The 23,544-nt window shown below is 40.3% G+C and carries 27 protein-coding genes and 1 tRNA gene; 10 read left to right on the forward strand and 18 right to left on the reverse strand.

The window, feature by feature from the left end; all coding sequences use genetic code 11:
* The coding region (locus NTV63_04335) for a hypothetical protein (protein MCX6710148.1) at positions 1 to 222 on the reverse strand (222 nt) is incomplete at its 3' end.
* Between the two features lie 170 nt (positions 223 to 392).
* Between NTV63_04335 and NTV63_04340 the strand changes: the two genes are divergently transcribed.
* Positions 393 to 1,271: an ORF6N domain-containing protein gene (locus tag NTV63_04340; protein MCX6710149.1), complete on the forward strand. Its 879-nt coding sequence runs from the start codon at positions 393 to 395 to the stop codon at positions 1,269 to 1,271.
* Positions 1,272 to 1,504: 233 nt separating this feature from the next.
* On the opposite strand, the gene NTV63_04345 is transcribed toward NTV63_04340, so the two are convergent.
* Entirely contained in the window at positions 1,505 to 1,807 is a 303-nt protein-coding gene (locus NTV63_04345) for a phosphotyrosine protein phosphatase (protein ID MCX6710150.1), read from the reverse strand.
* 12 nt (positions 1,808 to 1,819) lie between these two features.
* On the opposite strand from NTV63_04345, the gene NTV63_04350 reads away from it, so the two are divergent.
* Positions 1,820 to 2,092, forward strand: a complete 273-nt coding sequence (locus tag NTV63_04350; GenBank protein MCX6710151.1) for a hypothetical protein — start codon at positions 1,820 to 1,822, stop codon at positions 2,090 to 2,092.
* Position 2,093: 1 nt separating this feature from the next.
* Here the strand turns inward: NTV63_04350 and nucS are convergent, their stop codons facing one another.
* Genes nucS through NTV63_04365 form a run of 3 tightly spaced genes read right to left on the reverse strand, consistent with a single transcriptional unit; the run spans position 2,094 to position 3,292 of the window.
* Complete coding sequence (gene nucS, locus NTV63_04355; GenBank protein MCX6710152.1) at positions 2,094 to 2,837, reverse strand: endonuclease NucS; 744 nt, start codon at positions 2,835 to 2,837, stop codon at positions 2,094 to 2,096.
* Between the two features lie 33 nt (positions 2,838 to 2,870).
* Positions 2,871 to 3,044 carry a hypothetical protein gene (locus NTV63_04360; GenBank protein MCX6710153.1) on the reverse strand — a complete coding sequence of 58 codons (174 nt, stop codon included), beginning with the start codon at positions 3,042 to 3,044 and terminating at the stop codon, positions 2,871 to 2,873.
* Positions 3,045 to 3,103: 59 nt separating this feature from the next.
* The gene (locus NTV63_04365) at positions 3,104 to 3,292 is read right to left on the reverse strand and encodes a hypothetical protein (protein ID MCX6710154.1); all 189 of its coding nucleotides are present in this window, start codon (positions 3,290 to 3,292) and stop codon (positions 3,104 to 3,106) included.
* A 216-nt stretch (positions 3,293 to 3,508) separates the two neighbouring features.
* Between NTV63_04365 and NTV63_04370 the strand changes: the two genes are divergently transcribed.
* Genes NTV63_04370 through NTV63_04380 form a run of 3 tightly spaced genes read left to right on the forward strand, consistent with a single transcriptional unit; the run spans position 3,509 to position 6,406 of the window.
* Complete coding sequence (locus NTV63_04370) at positions 3,509 to 4,819, forward strand: CBS domain-containing protein (GenBank protein MCX6710155.1); 1,311 nt, start codon at positions 3,509 to 3,511, stop codon at positions 4,817 to 4,819.
* A gap of 10 nt (positions 4,820 to 4,829) precedes the next feature.
* Entirely contained in the window at positions 4,830 to 6,089 is a 1,260-nt protein-coding gene (locus tag NTV63_04375) for an Nramp family divalent metal transporter (GenBank protein MCX6710156.1), read from the forward strand.
* 14 nt (positions 6,090 to 6,103) lie between these two features.
* Positions 6,104 to 6,406, forward strand: coding sequence for an MGMT family protein (locus NTV63_04380; GenBank protein MCX6710157.1), 303 nt, complete (start codon positions 6,104 to 6,106; stop codon positions 6,404 to 6,406).
* A 46-nt stretch (positions 6,407 to 6,452) separates the two neighbouring features.
* On the opposite strand, the gene NTV63_04385 is transcribed toward NTV63_04380, so the two are convergent.
* Both NTV63_04385 and NTV63_04390 read right to left on the reverse strand, forming a co-directional pair.
* Positions 6,453 to 7,397, reverse strand: coding sequence for a transcription initiation factor IIB (locus NTV63_04385; GenBank protein MCX6710158.1), 945 nt, complete (start codon positions 7,395 to 7,397; stop codon positions 6,453 to 6,455).
* A 340-nt stretch (positions 7,398 to 7,737) separates the two neighbouring features.
* Positions 7,738 to 7,919 (reverse strand) — tRNA-Ser (locus NTV63_04390).
* 109 nt (positions 7,920 to 8,028) lie between these two features.
* Between NTV63_04390 and NTV63_04395 the strand changes: the two genes are divergently transcribed.
* Together NTV63_04395 and NTV63_04400 are read left to right on the forward strand one after the other, a co-directional pair.
* Entirely contained in the window at positions 8,029 to 8,691 is a 663-nt protein-coding gene (locus NTV63_04395) for a YggS family pyridoxal phosphate-dependent enzyme (protein ID MCX6710159.1), read from the forward strand.
* A 170-nt stretch (positions 8,692 to 8,861) separates the two neighbouring features.
* On the forward strand, positions 8,862 to 9,293 hold the full coding sequence (locus NTV63_04400) for a hypothetical protein (protein MCX6710160.1): 432 nt from the start codon (positions 8,862 to 8,864) through the stop codon (positions 9,291 to 9,293).
* Between the two features lie 33 nt (positions 9,294 to 9,326).
* Here the strand turns inward: NTV63_04400 and NTV63_04405 are convergent, their stop codons facing one another.
* Both NTV63_04405 and ahcY read right to left on the reverse strand, forming a co-directional pair.
* Positions 9,327 to 9,860 (reverse strand): hypothetical protein, encoded by a 534-nt coding sequence (locus tag NTV63_04405; protein MCX6710161.1) that lies wholly within the window; start codon positions 9,858 to 9,860, stop codon positions 9,327 to 9,329.
* Between the two features lie 153 nt (positions 9,861 to 10,013).
* Positions 10,014 to 11,291: an adenosylhomocysteinase gene (gene ahcY / locus NTV63_04410; GenBank protein MCX6710162.1), complete on the reverse strand. Its 1,278-nt coding sequence runs from the start codon at positions 11,289 to 11,291 to the stop codon at positions 10,014 to 10,016.
* Positions 11,292 to 11,463: 172 nt separating this feature from the next.
* Here ahcY and NTV63_04415 point away from each other — a divergent pair, with 172 nt between their 5' ends.
* The gene (locus NTV63_04415) at positions 11,464 to 11,883 is read left to right on the forward strand and encodes an Lrp/AsnC family transcriptional regulator (protein MCX6710163.1); all 420 of its coding nucleotides are present in this window, start codon (positions 11,464 to 11,466) and stop codon (positions 11,881 to 11,883) included.
* Here the strand turns inward: NTV63_04415 and NTV63_04420 are convergent, their stop codons facing one another.
* The 4 genes from NTV63_04420 to NTV63_04435 all read right to left on the reverse strand — a co-directional run bounded on the left by NTV63_04420 (position 11,884) and on the right by NTV63_04435 (position 16,395).
* Complete coding sequence (locus NTV63_04420) at positions 11,884 to 13,086, reverse strand: methyltransferase (GenBank protein MCX6710164.1); 1,203 nt, start codon at positions 13,084 to 13,086, stop codon at positions 11,884 to 11,886.
* Complete coding sequence (locus NTV63_04425) at positions 13,083 to 13,619, reverse strand: cytidylate kinase family protein (GenBank protein MCX6710165.1); 537 nt, start codon at positions 13,617 to 13,619, stop codon at positions 13,083 to 13,085. The genes NTV63_04420 and NTV63_04425 overlap by 4 nt, the downstream gene beginning before the upstream one ends.
* Before the next feature lie 161 nt (positions 13,620 to 13,780).
* Positions 13,781 to 15,385: a hypothetical protein gene (locus NTV63_04430; GenBank protein ID MCX6710166.1), complete on the reverse strand. Its 1,605-nt coding sequence runs from the start codon at positions 15,383 to 15,385 to the stop codon at positions 13,781 to 13,783.
* A 20-nt stretch (positions 15,386 to 15,405) separates the two neighbouring features.
* Positions 15,406 to 16,395, reverse strand: coding sequence for a hypothetical protein (locus NTV63_04435; protein MCX6710167.1), 990 nt, complete (start codon positions 16,393 to 16,395; stop codon positions 15,406 to 15,408).
* Positions 16,396 to 16,529: 134 nt separating this feature from the next.
* Between NTV63_04435 and NTV63_04440 the strand changes: the two genes are divergently transcribed.
* Positions 16,530 to 17,708: a dihydroorotase family protein gene (locus tag NTV63_04440; GenBank protein ID MCX6710168.1), complete on the forward strand. Its 1,179-nt coding sequence runs from the start codon at positions 16,530 to 16,532 to the stop codon at positions 17,706 to 17,708.
* Between the two features lie 6 nt (positions 17,709 to 17,714).
* Here the strand turns inward: NTV63_04440 and NTV63_04445 are convergent, their stop codons facing one another.
* Positions 17,715 to 18,086: a hypothetical protein gene (locus tag NTV63_04445; protein ID MCX6710169.1), complete on the reverse strand. Its 372-nt coding sequence runs from the start codon at positions 18,084 to 18,086 to the stop codon at positions 17,715 to 17,717.
* Positions 18,087 to 18,171: 85 nt separating this feature from the next.
* On the reverse strand, positions 18,172 to 18,711 hold the full coding sequence (locus tag NTV63_04450) for a peptidylprolyl isomerase (protein MCX6710170.1): 540 nt from the start codon (positions 18,709 to 18,711) through the stop codon (positions 18,172 to 18,174).
* A 104-nt stretch (positions 18,712 to 18,815) separates the two neighbouring features.
* On the opposite strand from NTV63_04450, the gene NTV63_04455 reads away from it, so the two are divergent.
* Entirely contained in the window at positions 18,816 to 19,409 is a 594-nt protein-coding gene (locus NTV63_04455) for a hypothetical protein (GenBank protein MCX6710171.1), read from the forward strand.
* 75 nt (positions 19,410 to 19,484) lie between these two features.
* Here the strand turns inward: NTV63_04455 and NTV63_04460 are convergent, their stop codons facing one another.
* From NTV63_04460 to NTV63_04470, 3 genes are all read right to left on the reverse strand, one after another.
* Positions 19,485 to 21,956 carry a DNA-directed DNA polymerase gene (locus NTV63_04460; GenBank protein MCX6710172.1) on the reverse strand — a complete coding sequence of 824 codons (2,472 nt, stop codon included), beginning with the start codon at positions 21,954 to 21,956 and terminating at the stop codon, positions 19,485 to 19,487.
* 75 nt (positions 21,957 to 22,031) lie between these two features.
* Positions 22,032 to 22,850, reverse strand: a complete 819-nt coding sequence (locus NTV63_04465; GenBank protein ID MCX6710173.1) for a caspase family protein — start codon at positions 22,848 to 22,850, stop codon at positions 22,032 to 22,034.
* 227 nt (positions 22,851 to 23,077) lie between these two features.
* Positions 23,078 to 23,544: hypothetical protein (locus tag NTV63_04470; GenBank protein MCX6710174.1), on the reverse strand; the 467-nt coding region annotated here is incomplete at its 5' end.

Raw genomic sequence — 23,544 nt, forward strand, 5'->3', positions numbered from 1 at the left:
CGGCTGCGATATTGTCTGCTTGTCTAAAATTGGAAGCGGAGCATCTTCATAGCTGTATTGCAGGAATTCCTTTAAAACAAAATTCTCCCTTTCAACCTTCATAAAGGCATCTATGACTCTCTTGTCAATAAAAGAGCTCCATTGTTTTGCCAGAAATTCCTTCTCCCTCAAAAACCTTTTCTTCAATTCATCATCCATTATTTCATCCAGCTTTTTTTCCATGTGCTTTTTATATAGCCCTATATCCTGCCTTAATTCTATGAACTATTAAATGGTTATTGTTTTTAATTATTAATTCTTCGTTAAATCTCCGTCTTTTCCGCAACTTCTCACAGGACAACAGACATCTCTGGAAAACGCTTATTAAAGTGTTGATTTTAAGAAGTGATGAGATGGAAGACAATTCATTAGTATTAAGCACAGATAATATCAAAAGTAAAATTTATACAATAAGAAATATGCAGGTGATGCTTGATACAGATCTTGCAGAATTTTATAAAGTGGAAACAAAAGCATTAAATCAAGCGGTTAAGAGGAATAGTGAACGATTTCCTGAAAATTTTATGTTTCAATTAACTGAAGATGAATTTGAAAACTTGAAGTCACAAATTGTGACTTCAAGTTGGGGTGGCAGAAGAAAATTACCTTATGCTTTTACAGAACAAGGAGTTGCCATGCTCTCCGGAGTTTTAAAAAGTGATACTGCTGTAAGGATAAGCATTCAAATAATGAGCGCATTCGTAGCCATGCGGAGATTTATCTCCTCAAATGCACAGATATTCCAAAGACTGGATGTTGTTGAGAAAAAGCAGACTGAGCATAACAGGAAATTTGACGAGATATTTAATGCAATACAAAATAGAGACATAAAGCCTGAAAAAGGAATATTTTTTGATGGGCAGATATTTGATGCGTACAGATTTATTTCAGACATTATCCGGACTGCGGATAAGTCAATAGTTCTCATTGACAATTACATTGATGATTCTGTTTTGACGCTATTTAGCAAGAGGAATAAAAATGTGCAGGTTACAATATTCACTAAAGAGATTTCCAAGCAGTTATCCCTTGATCTTGATAAATACAATGCACAATATCCGCTTATTAAAGTAACAGAATTTAAGCAGTCCCACGACAGGTTCCTCATTATAGACAATAAAGAAGTGTATCATTTCGGAGCTTCATTAAAAGACCTGGGCAAAAAATGGTTTGCATTCTCAAAATTCGACAAAGAAGCATTTAATCTGCTTGATAAGCTGGGATTGAAATGAAACTGCAAACGAAATAAGATTTAATTATTGATGTTCCGCAAAATCACACAGGACATCCGGAATCGGGCATTGGAAAACCCTTGGCGCAGGGGATTTAAAGAAGAGAGACAAATAAGATTTCTGAGGTGGTTTGTCATGAAAGAGAACATGAAAAAGCTTTTTTCTGAATTGAAAGAAAGCCAAAAGACAAAATTCAAGTTTGAGGGAAAGGAGTTTGAGGTAACAAGGACTGCTTAGGAATGCAGGAATTCCTTAAGGCGGATTTTCAGGAGAGAAATAAGCTCTGGCTGCATGTATGAGAACTCATCAGAGATGTCAAGGCAGACAATTCTCTTTGAGGTTTTCGGGAACCGCCTCTTTATCTCAGAAACCTGGAACTCTTCCATCACAAAAATGATATCAGCCCAGAGAATCTGCTCTTCACTAACAGGGTTGTTGAAAAGCCCTGCTGAGCGCACCTCAAAACTTCCTTTGAAGATTTCCTCTGCAGTTTTGCTCCTGTCATGGTTGTAGCTGCACACAAAAAGGGCTTTCATGGCGATGAAAAAATGAGCAATGAATATAAATCTTGCGAGAGATTCTTCATAGTGATAAACGGAAGAATCCTTGATTTCAATGATTACAGGAAGGAATGCTCAAAGATGAAAAAATTAATGATTTCTGAGCTTGAGCCTGTTTTGAATTTCTATGGATTTAAGGCAGAGTGCATTGATTCAAGGGAAAACTATGACAAAATGGAAATGAAGATGTATAATGAGAATCTTGATTTGGAATTAAGGATTGAATTGAGAAAGAAAAAAGAAGAAATTATTGAAGAATGATTCATCCAAACCTGGATATTGTGCTCTGCGCCCTGCTGAACCTTTCCATGTATCTCGGCGGATTGATTTTCCTGAATTCAAACCCGAAATCGCGAAGCATCTTTTCTGCATTGGGGGATATTCCCGGAGCAGCAAGGATTCCCCTGACCTTTGATAATCCTTTTGTTTCCTTTATCTTCTCAACATACCTTTGAAGCTGGGAAACTGCCTTGAAGTCAGCTGTGTAGCGCTTTGCCTCAATCACAACAAGAACATTATTCAAATCATAACCGAAAACATCAATAAAGCCGTATTTGGTGTGCTCCTCCCTTGAAAGCGGCTTGAAGCCCTTTTCAATAAGAGAGGGATTCTCAAGAATCATGTCAGACATATCTTTTTCAGAGCCTGCAAGAATTATCTTCTGGTTGTCCTCAAGTTTCCTGTGCGAAAAAGAATATACCTCCTCAATTCTTATGTCAAGGTGCTCTTTTAAGGGAAGGTTTCTTACGCGAAGCATTAATGAATCGCCCTCAATTGAAAGGGAATAATCTGAATTCTCCTTCATCCAGTTGACAGGCGCAGAGCCAGACGGCTGGTGCACAAGCATGCTTTTGTCTGACTTTACAACAAGAATCCTTTCTCCGGACAAGAGCTGGCTTTCAGCCCTTCCGCTGTAAAAAATCTCGCATCTGGCAAATACTGCCATGCTCTCTCCTTTAAGGAGGGCATCGCTGAAATCATTTATGAAATCGTGAAAGTCAATCATCAAAGGAAAGATTAAAGAAATGAGAATTTAAATTTATCCTGCAACAAGGGTAATGTTCCCCTTCCTGCTGCTTTTCTGCTTTTTTAAGATTATTCCAACCTTGTCATCAAAGATAACATCATACCCGTAAGGCACAGTCAAAAGTGAGAATTCATCATCAAGGCTGTTTATGAAATCTATCTCATCGTCAGATATCTTTTCTCTCAAATTACCCACCCACACAAAAAGATAATTATTCCTGATATTTAAGCGTTATGAAAAAAAATTTACAGTCCCTTGTATTTCGGGCATTTCTTGCACTGCTCGGCAACATTGTTTGCGTCAACTGACTCAGGGCAGTCTGGAAAGGTTCCTCTGCAGCCCGGAAACCTGCCGCTCCTTGCGTCAAATTCCTTCTGCTCCTTCACCCATCTGGGCATTCCCCTTGTCCTTTGCTTGTGAGTTTTTCGTCCCATGAAACCAGCACCTCTTGATTCAATAAAAAAATCAAGAGGTATTTATTAAATCTTTCTTTTTTGAGGGAAAAATACCCAAAAAAATTTAAATGGAAAAGATACATTTTCCGTGTGGCAGGAATAAACCTTTAAGGATAGATTTAAATATTACTTACAGTTCCTAAAAAAGGTTAATTTGAGGATGCATTTCATCCGAAGGAAAAAGAGGTGGGCTCTTTGATTTATCTGAGTCATCTTTTGGGAAGAAGAATAGCAGACAACAGCGGAAAAATCGCGGGAATCCTTGAGGATTTGATAATTCTTGACGGCGAGAAGGCAGCAGAAGTGACTGCACTTGTGTGCAGGAATAAAAATTCGCTTTTCAGAATCCCAATATCTTATGTCACAGTTATAGAAAAGGAAATAAAGCTTTCAATTCAGAATGATAAAATTCCAATGCTCGGAAGCGTTAATCCTGATGACCTGCACCTGAAATCAGCAATCCTGGACAAGCAGCTGATAGACACAGAAGGCCTGAAGGTAATCAGGGTTAATGATGTTGCGCTTGCAAATGTTAACGGAAAGTTCAGCGTTATAGGTGTTGATGCTGGATTCAGCGGATTCCTTAGAAGGCTTGGAGTTCCAAAAACAATCGGAAACCTTCTTCCTGAAGCTGGAAAAAAGATTGGAAACATAATCTCATGGGAGTTTGTAGCCCCTCTTGAGCCAGACCCAAAGCATCTTCACCTGAAGATTGAGAGAAAAAGCATCCACGCAATGCACCCTGCAGATCTTGCCGAACTGATGGGCGACTTAAGCGACGAGGAGAGGGTGCTTGTCCTCAAGTCAATTGACAACAATATGGCTGCCGATGCGCTGGCAGAGGCAGAGCCTAAAGTCCAGAAGAGCATTGTTGAGGACATTAGGGTAAAGAGGATAATTCCTGTTCTTGAAAAAATGACAGCAGATGAAGTTGCAGACATGCTGAGCTTCACAAACAAGAAAAAAGCTGAGGAAATACTCTCGCTGATAAAGCCTGAAATTGCAAAGCAGGTTAAAGAAATCCTGAAATACCCTGAGGACACTGCAGGAGCCCTTATGACAACAGAATTCATAGCAATACCCTGGAATTTAACTGCAGAGCAGACCATAAACAAGATGAGGGAGATTATACCAACCATCTCAAATATTTATTATCTCTATGTCACAAATGAGAAAAATGAGCTTGTGGGAGTGCTTTCATTAAGGCAGCTTATCATTGTTCCGCCCCAGAAAAAGGTGTGCGACTTCATGAACAGCGATGTTGCAAAGGTTGAGCTTTCAGATTCAAAACAGCACATGGCAAAGGTTCTTTCAAAATACAATCTTCTTGCGCTTCCTGTTGTGGACAGCAACAATATCCTTAAGGGAGTTGTCACAGCCCACGACATAATTGAGAATGTCATGCCAGAATCCTGGAGCAGGGGAAAAGTTAAAAAGAGCAGGGTAAGGAAAGAAAAGAAGATTGCAGCAGAAACCACTTCAGCAAAGTCAGATATTAAACAATAAAAAGATAAAAATGGCAGGATTCAACATTAAACATTCTTGGAGAGAGCTTCTCATATTCTTTTCAATAATGGGTCCTGGGCTCATAACTGCATTCGCGGACAATGACGCTGGAGGAATAGCGACATACTCAGTTGCAGGAGCAACATTTGGATACGGAATCCTTTGGGCAGTAATCCCGATAACTTTGGTTCTAATCCTTGTCCAGGAAATGAATGCAAGAATGGGAGTTATGACAGGAAAAGGACTTGCAGACCTCATCAGGGAAAACTATGGAGTAAAAATAACATTTTTCATAATGGCTGCGCTCTTTGTCGCAAACATCACAACAGCCATCTCAAACTTTGCAGGAATTGCAGCTGCTTCTGAGATTTTTGGGTTGTCGCGGCTTGTTATAATACCTATATGCGCAATCATAATCTGGCTGATAATAACAAAGGGCAATTACAAGAGCACTGAAAAGATATTTTTCATACTTGCGTTCTTCTACATAACATACATAATATCCGGCTTTATGGCAAAGCCTGACTGGAGTCTCGCATTAAAGAGCACAATTAAGCCCACAATCCAGTTTGATAAGGAATACCTGCTCTTGCTGATAGGGCTTATCGGAACAACAATAACGCCGTGGATGCAGTTCTACATGCAGGCTGCTTTTGTGGAGAAAGGGATAAAGCCTGAGAACTACAAATACTCAAAGGCAGATGTCTACATAAGCTCAATAGTAACAGATATTGTGACATATTTTGTCATACTAACCTGCGCAGCAACATTGTTCACTGCAGGAATACATGTGGAAACAGCAAAGGAAGCTGCTCTTGCTCTTGCGCCCCTTGCAGGAAGGTGGGCTGAATACCTGTTTGCAATCGGGCTTTTTGTGGCATCATTTTTTGCAGCAATAATACTTCCCATCTCAACAGCATTCTGCATATGCGAGGGAATAGGATTTGAGACAGGAGTTAATAAGAATTTCAAGGAAGCGCCGCAGTTCTACTGGATTTTAACTCTCATTATCGCAATATCCGCATTCGTTTCAATGATTCCAAAACTGCCGCTCATAAAGGTAATGCTGACTTCCCAGGTGATAAGCGGGATAATACTCCCGATAATTCTCATAATAATGCTACGGCTAATAAACAAGAAAGAAATTATGGGGGAGCATGTAAACTCAAAGTTTTACAACATGATTGTATGGACTGCGGCAATAATCATAATAGTCCTGACTTTGATTCTTGTTTTTGTATTGCTCTTTGGAAACATCCTGAAAATCTGATTGAGGAAAATAAAATGCCAACTTCTTTTGAGAGCCGAGTTTATTCCCTTGCAAAGAGAATCCCTAAGGGAATGGTTTCTACATACGGGGAAATAGCCCGGAAAATGCGAACAGGCGCATACCAGGCAGTCGGGAACGCCCTTCACAACAACCCAACACCGATTATTGTGCCTTGCCACAGGGTTGTGAAATCAGACGGCTCTCTCGGCGGGTTTGCAGGAGGAAAGAAAAGAAAAATCCTCCTCCTGAAAAAAGAGGGCGTAAAAGTGAGAAAGGGAATGATTGCTGATTTTGAAAGAATTCTATTCAGATTCTGATATTAACTGAAAAAAGAATCCGAAAAATTATAATTAAAAAAAATATTTACTGCCGGTTCTTGCTCTTCACTTTCTTGATTTCCCTCTCAAGATTGAGCTTATCAAGGAGCTCCTTGTATCTGTTCCTGATTGTGACTTCAGTAACTCCTGCAACATCAGCAACCTCTCTCTGAGTCCTCTTTTCGCCGTGTATCAACGCAGAAACATACAGTGCTGCTGCTGCAATTCCTGTTGGGCCCCTTCCTGAGGTCAATTCTGCATTTTGCGCCTTGTCAAGAATCTCAACAGCCCTGCTCTGGGTTTCAGGGCTCAATTTAAGCGCAGATGAGAATCTTGCAATGTAATCAGCAGGATTTGACGGGATAATCTTTATCGCAAGCTCCCTTGTGATGAACCTGTAAGTTCTTCCAATCTCCTTTTTCTCGATTCCAGATGCCTCGCTCAGCTCGTCAAGAGTTCTTGGAACCTCATGGCGCCTGCATGCAGCATATAATGCTCCTGCAACAACTGACTCCATAGACCTTCCCCTGACAAGCCCTTTCCTGACTGCAAGAGTGTAAATTCTCGCTGCCTCCTCCTCAACTGATTTTGGAAGCTTAAGATAGCTTACTATCCTCTTTAGCTCAGCAAGCGCAAGCTTCAAGTTCCTCTCAATTGCAGTGCTGATTCTGTACTGCCATTTCCTTAACCTGAAGAATTTGTTCCTTGCCTTTGAGGAGAACTGCGAAAGGTCGGCGCTTCTTCCCACCTCAGTCCCAAGCCCCTGGTCATACTGGGTGTATGTTATTGGAGCGCCTGCTCTTCTCTTGGAGTCAGACTTGTCTGAGTCAAAGTCGCGCCATTCCTGGCCGAAATCAACCATCTTGTCCTCAACAACAAGCCCGCAGTCCTTGCAGATGACTTCTCCCTTGTCCTTGTTCCAGAAAAGGTTTATACCGCCGCATTCCGGACATTTCTTGATGAAACGATGCCTAAAATTAGTCAAATTCACCACCTGCACAGCTTTGTTAAATATGAGCCTGATTCAGCATGGTACTGCAGACTTATGAAAGATGAACTGCAAATACCGACGATGATACACCACACCCCCAATTTATTTCCAAACGAAACTATCGCAAGTGATAAAAATCATGCGATAATTTTATATATTACTGATTATTCTAGTATTTAAATCTTTCGGTGTTTTCAGAGGTTTTCTATTAAAATCACATTCAGTCAGTTACAACTAAACCTTTAAAAAAACGGCAAAAGCGGGAAATAAAACGTATGAACTCAATTGAAAGAAATTATTATTTTTTAGGATTCTAATTAAGATAATAATTAAAATAATACGCCGGGGCTGGGAATTTCAGGAGGCTTTCCCATTAATGCTCGCAGGAATTTTTGATTTTGCGTGAGCAAAATCCTCTTTTCCATCGAGGCTTTTCCTTGGAAAAGGCTCGTTTTGAACCCAGACGCCCTTTCAGGCACCAGCTTTCCAGGCTGGCGCAATACCAGATTATGCGATCCCGGCATAAAACAAACAAGATGAAAGTTCTTAATATCTGTTTAAATAACTTTCTAAGAAAGAAATGCTGTTTTGGATAAAAGTATTAATAATCAGACATTCTATAAAACTTAAAATGAATATAAGAGACAATGTCAGGAATATTCTTTCAGAAATTCCAAAAGGGGTTCTGCTTGTTGCTGCAACAAAAGCGCAGAGCCCTGAAAAAATAGCAGAGGCAGTTCTTTCTGGAGTGGATGCGATTGGCGAGAATTATGTTCAGGAAGGAGAGAAAAAATTTGCAAAAGTAAATGAACTTATTTCCGGAAAAAAGGTGCAGAGGCATTTCATCGGGCATCTTCAGAAGAACAAGGTAAAAAAGGCGCTTTCCCTGTTTGATGTTATTGAAACAGTTGACTCAATTGAGCTTGCAGAAGAAATTGACAGGAGAGCTGTAAAAAAAGTTCCTGTGTTGATTGAGGTGAATATTTCTGGTGAAGAAACAAAAACAGGAATAAAAGAGGAAGATGCAGAAAAACTTGCAAGGAATATTTCAGCGCTTCCAAACATTGAACTATCGGGGCTCATGGCAATTCCTTATTCAGATGACAGGGAAAAGTTAAGAGGGTATTTCCGGGAGATGAAAATTCTTTTTGAAAGATTAAAGGAACTTAAAATTCCGGGAGCAGATTTAAAATTCCTTTCAATGGGCATGAGCTCTGACTATGATATTGCAGTAGAGGAAGGAGCAAACATAATAAGGGTTGGAACCAAGATATTCGGGGAAAGAAAAAAATGAGGATTTTGGAATAGAAAATCTTCAATCCGCCTTAACAGTAAAGTTTAAATACTAAAGTTATTTGTTTAGTATACTAACATAGTTTTTATGTATTTTTAATGAAAAGATGTTTAAGCAGGAGAACAATAAGAAAACAATATGATTTTTGATTTAAAAAATGAGGTGATTTGATGAAGAAGGCACAAGCAGCAATGGAGTTCTTGATGACTTATGGATGGGCAATACTTGTGGTGCTCGTAGCAATAGCGGCGCTTGCCTATTTCGGAGTCTTGAATCCTGGACGATTCCTCCCAGAGAGCTGCACAATCGGCGCAGGAGTTGCCTGTCAGGACTTTAAGGTTACAGCAGCAGGAACAGCAACTGTAATAGTTAGAAATGGAATGGGCTCTGGAATTAGCGCAGTAACTTTATCCTTAGGCGGAACAGCATGTACCCCTGCTGCAACAACTATTGCTGATGGAAGTACTACCGAATTCACTTGCACTGCAACAGCAGGAACTGCAGGAGCAAAATACAAGGGAGCCTTGACTTTCGCTTATATCCAGGAAGGAAGCACACTTACCCATTCAAAGACAGGAACTCTTACTGCGAAGTATGAGTAAGCAATAAAGAATTTTTTATTTTTTTATAATAATTTATTTCTTCCTTTTCAGTTTTATCTTGAATATCTCATCTATCTCTTTCTTCTGGGTCTCAAAAACGCTTTTGGAAAGTTCGCTTTTGCTGGAAAGGCATCCGCACCCTGATTTTATGCTCTTGTGGATGTAAAGCCTTCCCTTGTTCCAACTGAGAGGGTAAAGCCTGCAGATAGAGGGAATTATCCTTCTTGAGATTCCCTTTTTCTGGGAAAGCCTGAAAAGCGCGCATCCCTTCTCACCCGAAAGATGAAAGATGCAAAAGCCTTTTTTCATCCTGCTTCTTATGTAACCCTTTCCCAGGTATTCATCATCCCTGCCCCATTTTCTGCTGAAGCATTTGCCAACACTTGATTTTATCAGCGCTTCAATTTCCTTCCTGTGCTTTATTATCAGGGCATAGGATTCCCTGTCAATATCTGCGCCCTCGCTGCAGCAGGAATCATTGCAGGAGCTGCCATAGCATCCGCAGGGGTCAAACCCCTTGTGGGAGAATATCTTCTTTTGTATCCTTGAAATTTTAATCTTGTGCATAAGCGCTTTTTGGTTTAGGGAGCTTCTTTAAATAATTATTGAATTTAAGGAAATAACTGAAAAGAAACTGAAATGCAAAAAGCTTGAATAAGAGAAATAGATTAAAAAAATTAAAAAAATATAAAAATTAAAACATGGGATTTATGTTTGAATTTATGTCCCTTCCTTCCAGCCAGCGAGGTATTTTATCTGCTCGTCAGTAAGGGTGTCAATCTTAATTCCCATTGTTGCAAGCTGAAGCCTTGAAATCTGCTCATCAATTGATTCAGGAAGGTCAATCACTTCAATCCCTGTTTTTCCCCTGTTTTTTACAAGGAATTCAACAGCAAGCGCCTGCCCGCAGAATGACATGCTCATGACTTCAGAAGGATGCCCCTCTGCTGCGCCAAGATTGACCAATCTTCCGTCTGCGCAGAGATAAACCTTCTTCCCGTTCCTCAATGTAAACTCATCAAGGAACGGCCTTATCTTCCTGGTGGCTTTTGCCATCTTTTTCAAGCCGGCAACATCAATTTCTGCATCAAAGTGCCCGGCATTTGCAAGGATTGCATTGTTTTTCATTATTTCAATGTTCCTTGTTGAGATAACTTTCTTATCTCCGGTTACAGTAACAAAGATATCCCCTATTCTTGCAGCATCTGCAATCGGCATTACCCTAAAGCCGTCAAAAACAGCCTGGAGCGCCCTGAATGCAGTAACTTCTGTAACAATAACATTTGCGCCAAACCCCTTTGCCTTGAGGGAAACTCCCTTTCCGCAGTCGCCATAGCCGCACACAACAACATTCTTCCCTGCAAAGAGGATGTTTGTTGCCCTTATTATTCCATCGATTGCCGACTGCCCTGTTCCGTAGTAGTTGTCCATAAGGTGCTTTGTCTTATTGTCATTGACTGCAACAACAGGATATTTCAATGCATTGTCCTTCTTCATCGCTCTTAATCTTATAACACCTGTTGTTGTTTCCTCGCATCCGCCGATTATTGAGGATATTAATTCAGGATGCTTTGTATGAATCTCATTCACAAGGTCGCATCCGTCATCTATTGTGATGTTCGGCTTGAAATCAATTACCCTGCTAAGGTTGGAGTAGTATTCTTCCCTGCTCTCGCCCTTCCATGCATAAACCTTTATTCCCATTGAGGCAAGGGCTGCTGCAGCATCGTCCTGTGTTGAAAGCGGATTGCATGAGCATATTGCAACATCTGCTCCTCCTGAAATGAAAGTCTTGACAAGAACTGCTGTTTCCTTTGTCACATGGAGAGCCATTCCAATCCTTATTCCCTTGAACGGCTTTTCCCGCATAAGCCTTTTCTGAAGCTCAAGAAGAGCGTTCATGTGGGCTTCTGCCCATTCAATATTCTTTTTTCCCTGCTCAGCAAGGGAAATATCCTTTACCGCATACTGCGGCGCATTTGATAAATTTCCTGGCATTTAAACACCTCATTTTAGTATTATTGGAGATTAGTTGGTTGAGATGTTTTTATAAATTATCCTAAAAAATATGAAATTTATCCATAAAATAAGAAAATTAATGGACAAATTAATCAAATTTTCCTTTAATATTAGAAAAATTTAAATATGCAGGAGGAGAATAATTGGGGATATGCTTGAAAAAAATGAAACAAGGATAATAGAAGAGCTTAAGGAGAATTCAAGGGCGAGTGTCAGGGAGATTGCAAAAGCAACAGGGATGCGCCCGAGCACTGTTCACCTGAAGATAAAAAAGATGAAAGAAGAGGGAGTTATAGAAAAATTCACAGTAAAACTCAGCAATGCAAAATCAGGAGAGAATTTCATCGCATTCCTTCTTGTAAAGACAAACAAGGAGATAAGAAATAATCTCTTTCAGAATCCCAGAATAAAGGAAGTTTTCGGGATAACAGGGGAATATGACCTTCTCATAAAGATGAAATTTTCTGATATTGATGAGTTCAACAGATTCTTAATATCATTCAGGAAAACAGAGGGAGTTGAAGGGACTGTTTCCCTTGTCTCAACAATAAACATCAAAGAGGAAATTTAATCAGCAGAATACGCGGATTATCCCTTCCAGGGATTTTTTTGAGAAATCCTTCTTGTATTCTCTTAAGATGCTTATAATTTCGCTTCTCTTGACAAAAATCCCCTTCTTTTCAAGAATTTCAGAGATGGAAGTTGAGGATAGGAACTGGCAGAACTGGGTTACATTCTTCGGGCTTTTTGAAAGATGCATCCTCTCAAAGTCAATCATTTTAACTCTGAGATTCTTCCCTATTATTATGTGCTTGAACGGGCGGTGCATCTCTTCCTTGTCAAGCCTCATCCTATCAAGGGAATAAAGCTCAAGAAAAACCTTTCTCAGAACTTTTTTCACTGCATCTTTTTTTGAAGAGGAAATGAATTCAATAATCCTCTTCCCTTCAAGAAACTCGCAGGCAAAGAAATCCCTCTTTGAAATGATAATTCCCGCCCCGATTCCTCTTTTATTGAGGATTTTCAGAAAATGAATCTCATTCTTGATTCTTCCGACTGCCTCTGAATTCGGGTTTGCGATTTTCACAATAACATTTTTTTCATGGAGTAATCCGCGGTATACAAGCCCCCTGTGCCCCTTTGCATATTTCCTCAATGATTTTATCCCGCATGCAGAAATTTTCCTAAGAATCGGGGATTTTTCAATCAGATAGACAAATATGCTCTCAAAATCAAAACTCTGCTCATCAATCTTCCTGAAAACAAAGAGATTGTCTGAAATAATCTCCTCAACCTTTTCCTTTCCTGTAAGAGAGGAAAACAGGAGAAGAATCTTCCCGGAATTTTTCAGGTAATCCCCTGCTTCAACCATGAAGCGCTCAATTGTCTCAAATCCCTTTTTTCCCCCGCACAGCGCCTTTTTTAGCAGGTCATCCTGCTCATTTTCATCTTCAGGAAGGTAAGGCGGATTGAAGATTATTAAGTCAAAAAGGATTTTCTTTTTCTTAAAGCAGGAGAAAAGGTCTGAATAGAGAAATTCAATCCTTTTTCCTTTGGAGTTTTTCAAAGCAAATGCAATCGCTTTCCTGTTCAAATCAACTGCATAAACCTTTCCTGCCCTTTTTGATTTTGATGCTTCAAGCGCAAGGATTCCTGAGCCTGTTCCCATGTCAAGAACAGCCCCTTTTGATAATTTCCTGATGTGCTTCCTGATGAGGCATGAATCCTCCCGGGGCTCATAGACATCAGCATAAGAAATTGATTTTTTATTCATTTCTTCTCTTTTACAAATTGCATTATTTTCTCAACTACCTTCACTGCAGAGATTTCTGTTGTGTTAATCACAATGTCAAAGTTCTTATGGTCAAACGGGTTTATTCTGTAATATTTCTGATACCTGCTTCTGTCGCTTTCCTCGCGCTCCTTTATCTTCTCGAGCGCCTCATCAACGCTTGCATAATGCTCATTTTCCCTTTGAGCACAAAATATCCTCCTTGCGCTCTCATCAAGATTCACATCCAGAAAAACCTTTATTGAGTGGGGAATGAAATGGTAGCTTGTCCTTCCCACAATCAGGAAATTGTCCTCTTTTTTTCCCAGCTTTTCCTGGAATGAGTCAACTTCCTTGTCTGTGAAATCCTCCTTTTCCCCAAGCTTGTTAAACTCTTCAAGGGAAAGCCCTCGTTCCTCAGCCATCTTCCTTCTCATGTCGCCAATGCAGTAATACTTGAGATTCAGCCTTTTTGCAAGCATTTTACCAACAGTGCTCTTTCCAGAGCCAGCTTTCCCCGATATTGTGATTATCATTTGGCACCTCTTGTTCAAAAAAACATTAGTTTTATTGCAATAGCAATCAGGCTTTTATATTTTTATCTATTAAAAAAACAATTGCTGAAATGAGTTAAAAAAGGATTAATCAGGATAAGGTAAAGAATAAGAAAAATAAGAAAAATAAAAAGGAAATTGCCTTAATCCTTCTTAAGGAGGATTTCTATAACATCTGCATAGGCAGGCCTTGTTATGACGATTCCTATTGTAAGCCCGACAATTGTTGTGATTGCAAAGCCCTTGAGAAGCCCTGCCCCTGCAAAGAGAAGGGGAAGAGCTGATGCAACAGTTGTAAGGTATCCTCCGATTATAATGTAGAAGGCGCTTTTTATCTTCTCCTTCCAGGAAAGCATCCTTTTTGCGTTCTTGTCGCCCTTTCCCTTGATTGCCTCATCGCTCATGACAATCTGGTCGTCAACATTTGCGCCAACTGCTGCAATGAATCCTGCGATTGCAGCAAGGTCAATGTTCCAGCCCATGAGAGTTAAGAGCCCCATGGTCAGGAATATTTCAATTAATCCTGTTGCCATAATCATTCCTGCAACCTTGACATTCCTGTAATAGAAGAACAGCACAAGGCAAACGACTGTGATTGCAACAAGAAACACTGATGCAGTATTCTTTAGGAATTTCTCGCCAAGAGTCGGGGATATTGTGTCTGTCTTTACAACCTCAAGCTTGATTGGGAGAGAACCAGTTATCATTATGGTTTGGAGCCTTTTCATGCTCTTCAAAGCATCATAAATTGCTTCTTCCTTTGTTGCGCCCCTTCCTGAACCTGATACCGCAACATCTGTAAGCGCCTTTCCCTTAAGTTCCTCGGATATTTCAAGAGAATCAACTTTCTGGTCATCCAGGAAAAGGTCAAGGGTTTCATTGAGGAAATTCTCGCCGTTCTTGTAAACTGAAGAAAGTTTTCCCGTGGCATTTGCCTGGACAGAGGCGGCATTCGGGCTTAATGAGACAGAGAACATGAATTTGCAGGACCATGTTCCGTCTGAAGCCTTTCCGCATCCGCTTTGGGTGTCAATTCCAGAGCATTCAGCTGTCTTGCATACATAGGTTATGTCCTTTCCTCCCCGGAAAATAGTCTCGTTTCCTATTTTTGCCTCAAACTTTCCCTGCTTTGAGATTAATTCCTTTACCTCATCCTCATATGCTCCTGCTATCTCAATCAGTATGTACCTGTTTCCTGAGAGGTCAGATGTTTCCTTGACAACAACATCGCTTAATCCATACACATTAAGCCTCTGCTTCATGCTCTCAATTGTCATCTGAACATTTTCCTTTGTTGCATTTGCCTCTGGCTTGAGGATTGTCCTTATTCCGCCCTGGAGGTCAAGCCCTTTCCTGATGTTTGAGGTCGGGGCGTCATAAACCCTCATCCCGAGGTCTGAGAATCCGTTTGCATCTGTCTTATTTGAGGAATATATGCTGTAAACGCCCTTGTTGGTTGTAATCTTGACTGTTGTGTTTGGCTTTATCTTGCTGACAGATGAATAGTATTCCTCGGCGTTCTTTATAGAAATGCTGTTTACAGCAGTTATCACTTCCCTTGACATTGGGGCTGAGTTGGCTGAAGGGCTGCTTATTCCTGCAAGAGCAGACGGAGTTTCCGGAACAACGCTCCTTATCGCAGCGCCCTTCCTAAAGGGATTGGGCGAAAGCGAGATTAATGCAAGAACTATTGCAACTAATACTATTATCACCTTGAAATTGCTGAAAATCCTTTTTGCAGTTGACATTTTTTTATACCTCTGAAGCATTACTGATTACTGGCGCTTTCATGCGCAGCTCTCTTCTTCTCAATCTCTGCCTTTTCCCTTTTTTCCATATAAATCCTGAGTATTGAAACATTCATAATCCATGTGTAGAGCGAGTCAAAAACAAGCCCTATTATCATTATAAGCATTATCTGCTTTATCACTTCTGAATCAGCCATGAAAAAGCCTGCTAAAAGCGCTGCAATTGTTGTCCAGGTCATAGTCAATCCTGTTCCAAGCGCAGTAAATACATTATCAATAACTGAGGAATTCTTTCCCTTGACAACCCTTGCAGTGAGAAGGATGTCTGAACTTACTGAATATCCTATGAGCACAAGAAGCGCCGCAATCCCTGCTGTTGACATCCTTATCCCAAAGATTGAGACAACTGCAATTGTTGAGACAATGTCAAGGAATGCGCACCACACAACGAAAAATGACGGAATTGGAATCCTGAAATATAAGAAAACTGTTACAGCCATAAGGATGAATGCGAATATTATTGCCTGGATGGTCTGCCTGAAGAAAGCCTCTCCCAAGGATGAGCCAATCATGTCAACATTGTATTCAGAGCTTTTTATGTTCTTTCCAAGATTGGAATTAAGGGAAGAGATTATCTGCTCTGAGGAAAGGTCTGAACTCTCTATTGCAATTCCAGTTGATGCGCCTGCGCTCTTGAGGAGCCTTACATTTATGTCTGACTTCGGGTATGAAGCAGAAAGCGCGCTTTCAACAGCATCTGAACCTATATCAGCGCGCGATATTGTAACAGAAACTCCTCCCTTGAGAGAAATGTCCCTCTGGAAGAACTCGCCTGTCCTTGCGAAGTTAAAAAGGAGAATTCCGATTAGCGAAAAACCTATTATTAGGACAATCACCAGGAGCGCCTTGTACTGCTTTATGTATATCTCCCTTGCCTTGTCCCTTAATGAGTTAAAAAATCCTTTTGATGCGCTGTGCTCTGTTTTTTCAGATTTATGAGAGTCATTCATATCAGAAGGGAAAAAGGCGTCCCTTTATAAAGATTTTGATGGCTAAAAGCAGCTGCATAATGATAATATGTGCAATGCAGCTTATCCGAAAAAATTAAATAGAAATGCTTCCTGAAGGGATTTTGGGATTGTTCTTGAAAACCAGAATAAAAAACTGCAGAATTCTAAGAAACGGAAAACTTTCTCTTGAGGATATTTTCATAAATGATGGAAAGTTCAGCAGCGATTTTTCCCCTCCTTATTGCGAGATTGACGCTTCAGGAATGATAATTCTTCCCGGCGCAATTGATGCTCATGTCCATATGAGAGAGCCGGGGCAGGAATACAAGGAAGATTTTCTATCAGGCAGCAGAGCGGGAATAAAAGGGGGCACAACATGCTTTCTTGACATGCCGAATAATCTTGCTTCAATCACAACAACAGCGCTTCTTGCAGATAAGAGAGCGCATGCGAAAAAAAGCATTGCTGACTACGGCTTTCATTTTGGGGCAGCTGACAATAACTGCGATGAGATAAAGAAAGCAGAAAATATCGCATCAGTAAAATGCTACATGACTGAAACCACAGGCGGGCTTATCCTGAGCTTTCCCGGGCTTGAAAGGATAATGCAGGAAACAGATGCAATGCTTTCAATTCATGTTGATGACATAAAAATGCTTGATAAAATTCTTGCGCTTTCATTGAAATACGAAAAAAGGATTCACATCTGCCATGTCTCAAAAAAAGAGGAATTAATGCTTATTGAGGAATGCAAGAAATCAAACAAGAACCTCAGCTGCGAGGTTACTCCCCATCATCTTTTCCTTTCAGAGAAGAATAAATACATGGTAAAACCGCCCCTGAATAAAACATCTGATTCAGAATACCTGTGGGAAGGAGCAATAAACGGAAGCGTTGATATAATTGCAACAGACCACGCGCCCCACACAAGGATAGAGAGAGATTCGGGAATGTTTTATGGAATTCCTGGAATAGAAACAAGAATGCCCCTCATGCTTGACTATTCCTTAAAAGGCAAAATAAGCATGAAAAGAGTGGTTGAACTCTGCTGCACAAAACCTGCAGAGATTTATGGAATAAAAAACAAAGGCGAAATAAAAGAAGAATATGATGCGGATTTTTTCATGTTTAATCCAGAAGCAAGGGAAAAAATAAAAGAGGAAAATCTTGAGACAAAGTGCAGATGGAGCCCTTTTAACAGGATGAATATTTCCGGAAGGATTGAGAAAATGTTTCTCCGGGGAAATCTTTCATATGAGAGAGAATCCGGATTCAGCGGAAATCCTGGAAAAGAGATAAGCTATTTTTCCTAAGAAGCGCTAAAGCTCAATTAGCTTATCGTCCTTGTCAAGCGCAACAAGCCGAACTGCAAGCCCCAATCTGAGAAGGGCAGCAAGAACTGCTGTGTGCTCCTTTCCCTCGCCTGAAATTATGTTAAGCGCAACCTGAAAATCTGCAATTTTCCCTGAAAGCGCGCCAGCAATTGAGTCAATGAGCTCTGGAATTGTCTTCTCAGGGTTGAGAACTATGAATTCAACTTGCTTTTCTGTCTTGACACGCTTTCCGAAATTCTCCCTTCCAAAATCATTTGTTACAAGAAATATCTTTTCCCACGGCTCTTTCTCTATTATTGCGCCAAGATACGCCCATGTTCCCTTTCCTGAACTCAAAACAGCAACAAGGCAGGTCATGTTAAATGAAAGAATGAGGGATTATTTAAAACTAATTGTTGGTTTTTGAAAAATCACAATAACAAAATAAGAAAAACTAAAAAATTCAATCTATCTGAAGAACCTTTATCCTGAAGTTAAGGCTCTTGCCTGCAAGGGGATGGTTAAAGTCAACCTTCACTGAATCATCGGAAATTTCCATAATCTTTCCGTAGCCCCTCTGCCCTGCAGGGTTTGCGAACATTATTGTAAGCCCTTCCTTAATCTCGACTTTTCCCTCAAAGAATGACTTGGGCATCTGCTGAATCAGGTTTTCATTGAAATCCCCGTATGCATCCTTGGAAGAGAGTTTTATTGACTTCTCCTCATTCTCCTTCATTCCAATAATATTGTCCTCAAAAGCGGGAAGGAGCTCTTTACCGCCGACAGTGAACATAAGCGGGTTATTTTCATCTGTCCTGTCAAACACAGTCCCGTCATCAAGAGTCCCGATGTAGCTTATGGCAACATGGCTTCCGCTCTCAACCCTGCCTGAGCTGGAATGGCTTCTTGTGCTGCACTCATCGCATCCGCAGTATTCATCAGGCAATTCCTTTTTATTGTCAGAATCAACTTTTTTTGAGATTTCCTGTTTTTTGGCTTTCATATCAATCAAACAGGGAATTTTTGGCTGTTATTTTATAAAGTTTTGCATGAAAAAGAATCTGCAAAGCAAAAAATCTTTAAACATCTGACTTAATCTGGTTATGCATGCTCATAAGCCCGATGGAGATAATTGACATTATTGTAATGTCTGTCCTTGTCGGGATAATATTTTCTGACTTTTTTAAGGTGCCTTCTGCTGTCAGGGAAAAATATGAGCCCTTGACTTCTGACTACCGGCTGAAGAAAAGAAGCATCTTTGGGATAAACAAACAGGGCTTCATTTCCGCGCTTTTGGTGACTGCCCCTGCAATAGTCCTTCACGAAATGGGGCACAAGTTCTCTGCATTGGCATTCGGACTTTCAGCTGTCTTTCACGCAGATTACATGTGGCTCATGCTGGGAGTGATTCTGAAATTCCTGCACTTCCCTTTCCTGATTTTTGTTCCCGGCTATGTTGAGATATCCGGCGGAACATACCTTCAGAATGCAATCACCTCATTTGCAGGCCCTGCTGTAAACCTCATCTTGTGGCTTGCCCCGCTCCTTGCTGTAAGGAAAGGATGGGTAAACAAGAGGAGAATTCCCTTTTTCATAGTCACCTCAAGGATAAACATGTTCCTGTTCATCTTCAACATGCTCCCGATACCTCCGTTTGACGGATTCAATTTTATTATTAACCTTTGGAGAGCAATATTCTAAAGAAAGGATTTTAACGAGAATAATCAGAAAATTAAAAGTTTCAGGCATTATTGCAATTGGCTAATTCACATTATTCTATTTCTTAAAGAATGAGTGCAGGCTGCTTTGGGCTTTCTCTTCCTCGCTCTTTCCCAAAAGCTCCTCTTCCTTGTATCCGAGAACCTCAAATATCTTTCCGACAGATGGGATTATCTGGTTCTTGATGTAGTATTCTGCATCATATTCGCCGTCTTTTGTCTCTTCCGGAAGCTTTGCCCTGTCCCTTATCCTGCCCTTCCCTTCAGTAACAATGTATCTTATCATGGTTCCAATCCCGACTGGCTTTCCAAGCTCCTTCATTCTCTGTGCAACTGCAACATGAGGGCCTATTGAGTCATAGTCCTCTGTGTTCTTCTGAAGCTGTGTTATTATCACAAGCTTTTCAATTGGTATCTCCTTTTTCCTGAGCTGCTCTATTGTTTTTATCACATAATCAAAAGCCTTCTTTGAGTCGTTTTCCCGCAGGATTATGTTCAGGATGTTTTCCTGGACTTCCTTTCCTATGAATGAGAAATTTCTCCTGACTGTCTCAAATCCCCTTATCTTAATTGTGCCTTTCTCAGAGAGCAGCGCGTATTTTTTCTTGGCGCCTGAGCTTCCGATTTTTGCTGATACGAAAATCCCTGAAGGGTAGAAGTCCTCAAGCTCAAGCTCCATAAGCCCTGGAAGCTCCCTATTTACCTGCTGAAGGAAATTCTCAGCATCCTTCCTTGTCTTGTTTCCCAGGGCGAGGAAAACTGAATCAGTGTCTGAATATAAAACCTTGAACCCCGCAGCATCCACCTCATCAATAACTTTCTTTATGTAATGGCGCTCATATGCAGTTATGCTTCTTGTTGATTCAATTGAATACCATCTTGCGTTAAAGAAGCCCATGTAGCCGTACATTGAGTTTGCTATTGTCTTCAGTGCCTGCTCCCTTGCCTTGAGAAGCTTCCTGTCCTTCTCATCAGCTGTCTTCATAATCTCCTTTACTCTCATTCTCCTTGCAATGACATCCCCGATTACAGTTGATATGAATCCCTTTTTCTTCTTGCAGAACCAGCTTTCCAGCTCAGGAATAGAATCCTTGTCATCCTTGCAGCAGGAGCATCCTATTGTGTCAGGGGAGATATTATGAGTGACTATTATGCTTGGGTAAAGGCTCCTGAAATCAAAGACAACTATGTCCTTATATAATCCCGGGCTCGGCTCAAATACAAATGCGCCCTTGTATGTCTGGATTTTCCTCTCAATTATCTGCTCATTTGTCGGCTTGTTTGGAACAATCTCATTGAAGGACTTTGCCTCCCTGATAAGATACCACTCAACAATCTGGCTCAGGCTCATCCTTGAAACATCATAAAGATTTAGGCGCACAATCTTTGTAAGCTCAAAAAGAATGGAAGAAGTCTTATGGAAAAGATGGAATGTCAAATCAGCATCCTTGAGGTTGTACTGGCAGTATTTCTCAAGCTTCTCAGGCTCATTGTCCCATATGGATGAAAGGCTTTCAATATCAACCTCGTCCTTTCTTTCATCAAGAAGCTCATTTGAAACAGCATCCAATGAAAGGGAGCTTGTCTCAAGAGAGCGCGCTATTATGTTTTTTATTAACCGGTATATGTCCAGGTGGGGAATCCCTACAATCCTTGCGCTTGACACCCTTCCTCTTTTTATCACAAGGCTGCTGCCGTCAAGCCCTATGTTCAGCTCAACCTTGTTGAAATCAGCCCTCTTTTTGATGTAAGGAAGGTCAAATCCGTCAGAGTAATATCCTACGAGAATGTCCGGCTTGTATTCATTTATCACTGACTTGAATCTCTCAATCAGGGATTTTTCGCTTGCCACAAATTCAATATAAGGAAGGCTGCTCTTGAACTTGCCCCAGGTGATAACCTTCTTAAAATCATCGGAGTAAAATCCGCACATGATTATCGGGTCTGATTCTGGAATTGAAATCTTGCCAAATGGGCTGTAAGTCTCTATGTCAAACGCAAGCACCCGCGGATTAGGGAGAAGCTCTTCTGAGACCCTCTGCATTGCGGTTGCATTAAACACAGGAACCCTTGCCCTCTTTTCTGAATATTCGCCCTCAAGCTCATAGAGAGCCATCGGGATAATGTCAGTGTCAACCATGAACCTTCTTGAGAACGGTATGTCTGCCTCGTAGATTTCAAAGCCGAGCGATTTTGCAGCAATCCTGAGTTCCGGGACATCTGAAGGGAGCTCTGTAAAAACCTTTGCAGAATCAAAATCGCATCCGAGAAATTTTTTCCTGTGAATCTCTATTTTTGATACTGAAATAGTCCTGTTATCCTCGCCCTGAACTTTTATCGCCTTGAGCTTTTCAAAGAGACTCTGTTTGTCTGCCTTATCATCCTTAAGCAGTGCCCAGAAATACGGCTTGAATTCCCTGATTACAACAAGGTTTCTTTCCCCTTTGTCTGTTTTTCCATAGAGAAGTATTCCGGTTCTGTCTCCCTTGCTCTTTGAAAGAACATCAATTGGATAAAATTGTATCTTCATGCCGGCACCCGCCGATGCAATAACGCCTGCAGAATATATAAATATTGTGATGAATTGTGATAAATTTAAAATAATCTAATTTTCTCCCAGAAAAATGTCTTTTATATCCCCTGAGAAATAATAGCTGCCATGAGCTAATCCTGTAAACGGGCGAAGAAAGACAGAATGCTTTTCAATCGCAAAATCATAAGCCTCTCTCAGGGAAACCTTTGAATCAGAGTTTGAATCAGCAGATGTCCCGGAAAATGCCTTCCAGAAAGAATCTGAAAAAACCTTGCAGTCTGTCTGATACACTGCATCTGTGTCAGAGATTGCAATAACGCTTTTAGAAGAATTCTTTAGTTCATCCGCAAAACCGCCTGAATAGCATTGGTCAGCAACAACAATTGTAATCCTTGAATCAATTTTATCTATGCATTCCTTTAACTCAATGTCAAAAAGATAATCATCCTTTAGGACAAGGGCGCTTCTCCCACCCATACGGTCTCCGTGCCCGGTAAGGTAGAAAAGCACAATGTCATTATCATCAGTTATTTGAGAAAGCAAATCAGAAACCCTCTGAAAGTTTTCCTTTGTTCCTGAAAATGCTGAAAAATCCTGCTCTTCAAAATAGGAATCTGGCTTTTCTGAAAGCGTGAAGATGTTATCCTTGCAAAAGCCCATGTTTTCAAGGGAAGAATGTGAAGTTGAGCAGTTATAGAAGTGAAGCTCTGAAGGGTCGCCGTTCAGAATTACTGCATATTTATCCTTTTCTGAATGCATAATCTCAGCTGATTCAAGGCGCTCAATTCTCTCCTCAATTGACAGGGCAGCTATTTGCCCAAAATTATTTGAAAGCGCTAAAGCTCCAACTAATCCGGAAACAGCAGCTATTCTCAAAAAAGCATTTCGCATAAGACGGTAAAAGTAAGGTCAGGTTATAAATCTTTTGATTTGTAACTACTTATTGATGACAATTAAAAATCAGGCAGGTTTCTGCAGCAATGAAGGAATAAGCAATAAGAGGTTCAATAATTAAAATTATACGGCTTTGTGTATTAAGTAGCTCCTGTGTAAAAAGTGCCTTTAAGAAGCCTCAATGACTTTGCGTTCTTTGGCAATTACGCAGGGACCAAAGTTGTTTAGATAAGACTGTAAATCAAGCATCCTATCAATATCAAAAATGTTGCTATAACCAGCAACCCCATTTTTTTATTGATAATGCGGGAAACGCCTATCATACTAAAAGCCGCCGCATAAAAAATAAGAATATAGGGTATATGAATTGCTAAAATTTCTCTGAACGGAATTTTAAGAATGTAATCTAACATTAATTCCAGAAAGAGATAAAAGAGGATAAAAATATGCGAAATTATTATCTTTTTTCTTGCTTTATCTTTTATATAGCCAATTAGTGAAATGGTAAATGGGATTATTAATAAAACTACGATTGCTCCAAAGATTTTTAAGGGAAACGAAGAATTAATTTTTGCTGCATCAATTTTCGATGAAATATACACACCACCCACTGCTATATTAAAAATAATCGAGCTTACAATAAAAAGAATCTCATTGAGTTTATGCAAATGAATTGATTTAGAATTAACTT

Source organism: Candidatus Woesearchaeota archaeon (assembly GCA_026394965.1).
Taxonomy (GTDB): Archaea; Nanobdellota; Nanobdellia; order Woesearchaeales; family 0-14-0-80-44-23; genus JAPLZQ01.

What these genes read in the sequence shown, in the direction of transcription:
- NTV63_04375 (MCX6710156.1), top strand. Translation starts at nt 4,830, where the DNA reads ATGGCAGGATTCAACATTAAACATTCTTGGAGAGAGCTTCTCATATTC.
- NTV63_04340 (MCX6710149.1), top strand. Translation starts at nt 393, where the DNA reads ATGGAAGACAATTCATTAGTATTAAGCACAGATAATATCAAAAGTAAA.
- NTV63_04465 (MCX6710173.1), bottom strand. Translation starts at nt 22,850, where the DNA reads ATGCGAAATGCTTTTTTGAGAATAGCTGCTGTTTCCGGATTAGTTGGA.
- NTV63_04425 (MCX6710165.1), bottom strand. Translation starts at nt 13,619, where the DNA reads ATGATAATCACAATATCGGGGAAAGCTGGCTCTGGAAAGAGCACTGTT.
- nucS (MCX6710152.1), bottom strand. Translation starts at nt 2,837, where the DNA reads ATGATTGACTTTCACGATTTCATAAATGATTTCAGCGATGCCCTCCTT.
- NTV63_04395 (MCX6710159.1), top strand. Translation starts at nt 8,029, where the DNA reads ATGAATATAAGAGACAATGTCAGGAATATTCTTTCAGAAATTCCAAAA.
- NTV63_04455 (MCX6710171.1), top strand. Translation starts at nt 18,816, where the DNA reads ATGCTCATAAGCCCGATGGAGATAATTGACATTATTGTAATGTCTGTC.
- NTV63_04350 (MCX6710151.1), top strand. Translation starts at nt 1,820, where the DNA reads ATGAGCAATGAATATAAATCTTGCGAGAGATTCTTCATAGTGATAAAC.
- NTV63_04400 (MCX6710160.1), top strand. Translation starts at nt 8,862, where the DNA reads ATGAAGAAGGCACAAGCAGCAATGGAGTTCTTGATGACTTATGGATGG.
- NTV63_04420 (MCX6710164.1), bottom strand. Translation starts at nt 13,086, where the DNA reads ATGAATAAAAAATCAATTTCTTATGCTGATGTCTATGAGCCCCGGGAG.
- ahcY (MCX6710162.1), bottom strand. Translation starts at nt 11,291, where the DNA reads ATGCCAGGAAATTTATCAAATGCGCCGCAGTATGCGGTAAAGGATATT.
- NTV63_04405 (MCX6710161.1), bottom strand. Translation starts at nt 9,860, where the DNA reads ATGCACAAGATTAAAATTTCAAGGATACAAAAGAAGATATTCTCCCAC.
- NTV63_04380 (MCX6710157.1), top strand. Translation starts at nt 6,104, where the DNA reads ATGCCAACTTCTTTTGAGAGCCGAGTTTATTCCCTTGCAAAGAGAATC.
- NTV63_04450 (MCX6710170.1), bottom strand. Translation starts at nt 18,711, where the DNA reads ATGAAAGCCAAAAAACAGGAAATCTCAAAAAAAGTTGATTCTGACAAT.
- NTV63_04430 (MCX6710166.1), bottom strand. Translation starts at nt 15,385, where the DNA reads ATGTCAACTGCAAAAAGGATTTTCAGCAATTTCAAGGTGATAATAGTA.
- NTV63_04460 (MCX6710172.1), bottom strand. Translation starts at nt 21,956, where the DNA reads ATGAAGATACAATTTTATCCAATTGATGTTCTTTCAAAGAGCAAGGGA.
- NTV63_04365 (MCX6710154.1), bottom strand. Translation starts at nt 3,292, where the DNA reads ATGGGACGAAAAACTCACAAGCAAAGGACAAGGGGAATGCCCAGATGG.
- NTV63_04415 (MCX6710163.1), top strand. Translation starts at nt 11,464, where the DNA reads ATGCTTGAAAAAAATGAAACAAGGATAATAGAAGAGCTTAAGGAGAAT.
- NTV63_04435 (MCX6710167.1), bottom strand. Translation starts at nt 16,395, where the DNA reads ATGAATGACTCTCATAAATCTGAAAAAACAGAGCACAGCGCATCAAAA.
- NTV63_04345 (MCX6710150.1), bottom strand. Translation starts at nt 1,807, where the DNA reads ATGAAAGCCCTTTTTGTGTGCAGCTACAACCATGACAGGAGCAAAACT.
- NTV63_04445 (MCX6710169.1), bottom strand. Translation starts at nt 18,086, where the DNA reads ATGACCTGCCTTGTTGCTGTTTTGAGTTCAGGAAAGGGAACATGGGCG.